4 protein-coding genes are annotated in these 5,067 nt (G+C 53.7%); 3 read left to right on the top strand and 1 reads right to left on the bottom strand.

What is annotated here, in order from left to right; translation table 11 throughout:
• Both VLV32_08875 and VLV32_08870 read left to right on the top strand, forming a co-directional pair.
• Nucleotides 1-679 (top strand): EpsI family protein (locus tag VLV32_08875; GenBank protein ID HUL41998.1); only part of this gene is annotated, 679 nt, incomplete at its 5' end.
• Between the two features lie 107 nt (nucleotides 680-786).
• Complete coding sequence (locus VLV32_08870) at nucleotides 787-3,105, top strand: tetratricopeptide repeat protein (protein HUL41997.1); 2,319 nt, start codon at nucleotides 787-789, stop codon at nucleotides 3,103-3,105.
• Here VLV32_08870 and VLV32_08865 read toward each other — a convergent pair.
• Nucleotides 3,095-3,682 (bottom strand): YdcF family protein, encoded by a 588-nt coding sequence (locus tag VLV32_08865; protein ID HUL41996.1) that lies wholly within the window; start codon nucleotides 3,680-3,682, stop codon nucleotides 3,095-3,097. The two genes, VLV32_08870 and VLV32_08865, sit on opposite strands and share 11 nt — an antisense overlap.
• A 132-nt stretch (nucleotides 3,683-3,814) precedes the next feature.
• Between VLV32_08865 and VLV32_08860 the strand changes: the two genes are divergently transcribed.
• A partial coding sequence (locus tag VLV32_08860) for a nucleotide sugar dehydrogenase (GenBank protein ID HUL41995.1) occupies nucleotides 3,815-5,067 on the top strand: 1,253 nt, incomplete at its 3' end.

Raw genomic sequence — 5,067 nt, 5'->3', positions numbered from 1 at the left:
AGATCATCAAATTCTTCAGCTCGAAATGGGAGCCGGCATCATGAACTGGCGCCTGCCAACAACATTGGCGCTGCTGGCTGCAACGACGTTGCTTTTAGTCACCCGTAACCGGGCGGAGATCATCCCGCCTCATCAGCCCCTTGACACCTTCCCGCGAACATTTGGAGGGTGGTCTTCGGTCGATTTGCAGCTCAGTCAGGATGTGCTTGACGTTTTGGGGCCGGGTGAGTTTCTTCTGCGCAACTACCAAATCCCATCAAGCGCGGCCCCGGTCGGCCTGTTCATCGCCTATTTTCCCAGTCAACGTTCTGGAGATACAATTCACTCCCCAAAACACTGCCTGCCGGGAGCTGGATGGACTCCTGTACGGGCCGACCGAATTACGTTGAGTTTTCCTGGCCATGCTCCGTTCCGCGCGAACCGATACCTGATTGCGAAAGGCCAGGATCAACAGCTGGTGTTGTACTGGTATTGGGCGCACAATCGCGCCATCGCCAGCGAATATTGGGCCAAGTACTATCTGGTTGCGGATTCCATTCGCATGCACCGCAGCGACGGCTCGCTGATTCGGCTTACAACCAGTATTTTGCCCGGAGAAACAATTGATTCAGCCCAACAGCGTTTGATCGCCCTTGGCAGCCGAATCGTTCCGCTGATCAACAATTATGTTCCGCGTTAATTTCAGAAATTTCGCTAAGCACGGATCTGAATTTCGTTCTGCGATGCACTGGTTTCGTTGGTTGAAGATTTATTGAACCCGTTATTGGCACTTCTGGAGACTTTGCAATGAAAAAATCTTTCCTGGTTCGTTTGATTGCTGTCGTGAGTTTGTGCGCTCTGGCCTTGACTGCTTGCACGCGCGATCCCAATGTGCGCAAGCAGAAATATTTGGAGAGCGGGCAGCGCTATTTTTCGGAAGCCAGGTATCGCGAGGCCGCCATTCAGTTCCGCAACGCTCTCCAAGTGGATGACACCTTCGCCGCAGCCCATTACCAGCTTGCGCAGACCTATCTCAAACTGCAAGACGGCCAGCACGCCTATATCGAACTCGGACGAACCTTGGAGCTGGACCCGGATAATTACAAAGCTCACGCCGATATGGCCAACATGCTTGCGGCCGACTACCAGGCGACATCGAATCCGAATGACCTCACCAACGCCAAGCAGCACACGGATTATCTGCTTTCGGAGCGTCCGAATGACCCGGAGACGCACATTGCGCTGGCGAATTTACTGAACGTCGAACAGAAGTATCCGGACGCGATTGCGGAAGTTCAAAAGGCCATCGCGCTCGACCCGAATCGCGGGAATTCGTATCTGAGTCTGGCACTTATCCAGACCAAAGCCGGTCAGTTTGATTCCGCCGAGGCAAGCTTTAAGAAAGCGATTGAACTGAAAGCTGACGCTGAAGATCCGCGCATGGCGCTTGCCGCGTTTTATCAAATGCGCGGGCGCTACCCGGAAGCCGAGCAGCAAGTGCACAACGTGATTTCGGCTGATCCCAGGGACCTCGATGCCCGTTCTGCCATGGCGAAGCTTTATATGGCCGAGGGCAAGAAAGATCAGGCAATACAGTTCCTGGAGCAAGTAAAACGCGACTTCCCGAAAAACTCCGTCGGTTACCGAATGCTCGGCGATTACTATTTCGCCGAAGGCGACTACGACAAAGCGCTTGCCGAATATGCCTCGCTGCACGACGACCACCCCAAAGATGCGCAGGTAACGAAAAACTACGTGCAGTTGCTGATCATGAAAAATCGCCTTGACGATGCGGACAAGGTGAACGAGTCGTTCCTGAAGTCACGACCTTCTGACGATGAAGCGATGACGTTCCGTGGGGAAATTCAACTGCACCGCAACCAGGTGAACGAGGCGGTCCAGACGTTTCAGTCCGTAGTTACTCGAAATCCGGATATGGCAGTCGCACACTATCAGCTTGGCTTGGCGCTGTCTCAGCGCGGCGAACTCGACCGCGCGGCCGCCGAGTGGCAGCAAGCAGTGCAATTGCAACGGACCATGGTCGATGCCGACCGCGCTCTTGCACAAGTTGCTCTGCGCAAGGGCGACATGCCAGGACTGGAACAGTATGCGAGCGAAATTATTCGCCTGCAGCCGGCATCGCCCGACGGCTACGTTTTTCGCTCAGTTTCGTTTATCAGTCGCCAAAGATTCGCTGCTGCCGAAGTTGACGCGCAAAAAGCAGTGCAGGTCGCGCCGCAATCGCCCGCCGGTTATGTCGAGGTGGGCAATGTGAATTTCGTCGAGCAGAAATATCCCGCGGCCGAAAGCTGGTACGAGCAGGCGCTCAGCCATGATGCTAATTCGGTCGAGGGCCTGAGCGGACTGGCAAAGAGCTACGTCGCCCAAAAGCAGACCGACCGCGCGATTTCGCGCATCAATACGCAAATTGCGGCCTCGCCGAACAACAGCGCGTTCTACGATCTGCTCGGTTCCGTCTACTTCACCAAAAAGGATTATCCGGATGCGCAAACGGCGCTGCAGAAATCGGTGCAGCTAAACAAGAATAATGTCGATGGCTATATAAAACTCGGCCAAACTCAAACCGCAATGGGTGCGCTGGATGCCGCGCTTGCAACTTATGCCGCCGGCTCGGCGGCGAATCCAAAAGAGGCAGCTTTCTACATCGTCAGCGGCAGCGTATACGAAAAGAAAAACGATCTCGAAAAGGCCAGGACTGCGTACGAAACCGCTTTACAGTTGAAGCCCGACGACCCCGGCGCTTCAAATAACCTCGCCTATGTAATGCTTGAGACCAACGGCAACATCGACACAGCTTTGCAACTTGCCCAAAATGCACGCCGCGCAATGCCTGAGTCACCAGAGGTTGCCGACACGCTTGGTTGGGCGCTCTATCAAAAAGGTGTTTACGAATCGGCCATCGGCATGTTCCAGGAAGCCATCAGACTCACGGCGAAGGACAAACGCGGAGAGAACCCCACTTACGACTACCATCTGGGATTGGCCTACGCAAAAACCGACAAGCCCGCCCTCGCACGTCAGCATTTGGAGCACGTATTGAAAATCGACCCGAAATACAGTGGAGCGGATGACATTAGGAAAGAACTGGCACAGCTCAAGTCGTGATCGGTCGGCGCCAACGGTCTACAAATTCCCACCAGACTAGGCGGAACCATTGGCCAAGATTCGTCTTCGCCCATTGCCGATGGCGCCACCAATCCGGCCCGAATTGCTGCGGATCGTAAGCCGCCGCGACCGAGAACCTATACTCGGGTAGTTCGCGCGAGAATGCGCTTAAGGCCCGCCGCGTGTGGAAATCAGAGGTGACCAGTAGCACATCGCGCACATTCATTGATTGCAGGCATTTTCGAACGTTGTAAGTTTCTCCTCGAGTTGAAAGCGCCGTTATCGGGCAGATTGTAATCGAATCTCTTTGCGGCAACTGGGCCACATACTCCTGCGCTAACTGCATGATCGTTCGACTGTAGATTTTCGCGTCCTGGACATCCAGCATGACTTTCGGAGCATACTGTTGCCCCAATAATTCAAGCGCGCGCAACGGACGCCGCTCGGTCTCACCGGCCAATGCCACGATTATGTCCGCACGTTTGGGATTATTGACAACAAGAAATCCACCGGAAGTCGCAACAAACGCCATGACAAAGAACAAGAGCAATGTGAGCGCCAGCCATAGCTTTCTCATCTATATGGGCCCATTTCCTGTAGCGTAACCGAAGTAACTTTTGAATGATGTATTTCTAACGCCGGCAACTGCTGAATTTGCGAACCTATATCTGCCACGAAAATCCAGGATGTTAAAATCTTTGATTACATTATGAAGAGCACTGCCGTCTCCGCAACCCATTTTTCCGAACTCAAAACCAAGATTGAACAACGCCAGGCACGGGTCGCAATCATCGGACTTGGCTACGTCGGACTGCCTCTGGCGCTGCTTTACAGCGAGCAGGAGTTCCCGGTCACCGGTTTCGATATCGATACTCGCAAAGTTTCCACGCTGAATTCCGGCGGCTCCTACATCTACCGCATCACGGCCCCGGAAATTCAAAGAGCCAAGGCTCAGGGCTTTTCCGCGACTTCCGAGTACGCTCAGCTCGAGAAGATGGACGCGATCATCATCTGCGTCCCGACGCCGTTGAATGAATACCACGAGCCGGACCTTAGTTACATTACCGGAACGGCCGAGTCGATTGCACCACATCTTCAGCCCGGACAGTTGGTCGTTCTTGAAAGCACTACCTACCCCGGAACAACTGAAGAAGTCTTGATCCCGATTTTAGAAAAAGGCAATCGCCTGGGGCTGAAAGCTTCGCGGACAGGCGCGTCTGACAACAAAACTTTTTTCGTGGCCTTCTCACCGGAGCGAGAGGATCCCGGAAATCAGACGGTCGCGCGCCGTGATATTCCGAAAGTGGTCGGGGGATTGGACAAGCACGCCTCCGAACTCGCCGGTGCGCTCTATGGCGCAATTTTCAACCGCACAGTACCGGTTTCAACTCCCGCTGCGGCGGAAATGACCAAGCTGCTTGAGAATATCTATCGCTGTGTGAACATCGCGCTGGTGAATGAACTCAAGCTGTTGTGTTTGAGAATGGGAATCGATATCTGGGAAGTAATCGAAGCCGCTTCAACCAAACCGTTTGGCTTCCATCCGTTTTATCCGGGCCCCGGCCTCGGCGGCCACTGTATCCCGGTTGATCCTTTCTATCTTTCCTGGAAAGCCAAGGAATGGGACTTTCACACGCGCTTCATCGAATTGGCTGGCGAGATCAACATCAACATGCCCTACCATGTGATCGACTCGGTCTCGCGCGCACTCAATCAAAGAAAGAAAGCGCTGAACGGATCAAAAGTCCTTGTCCTCGGAGTCGCTTACAAAAAAGACATTGACGATCTCCGCGAGTCTCCTGCTCTCACCATTATCGAACTGCTGCAAAAACAAGGCGCGCAGGTCAGCTACAACGATCCCTATTTTCCGCAAGTCGGCCGTGGGCGGAAATACGATTTGGGAATGAAGTGCACTCCGCTCGAAAATCTAGGCCAATATGATTGCGTGCTCATTGTCACCGA

The sequence above is a fragment of the Burkholderiales bacterium genome (assembly GCA_035518095.1).
Lineage (GTDB): Bacteria > Pseudomonadota > Gammaproteobacteria > Burkholderiales > JAHFRG01 > JAHFRG01.
Note: the sequence above shows the minus strand (reverse complement) of the source record. Positions and strands in the feature narration are given on the sequence as shown.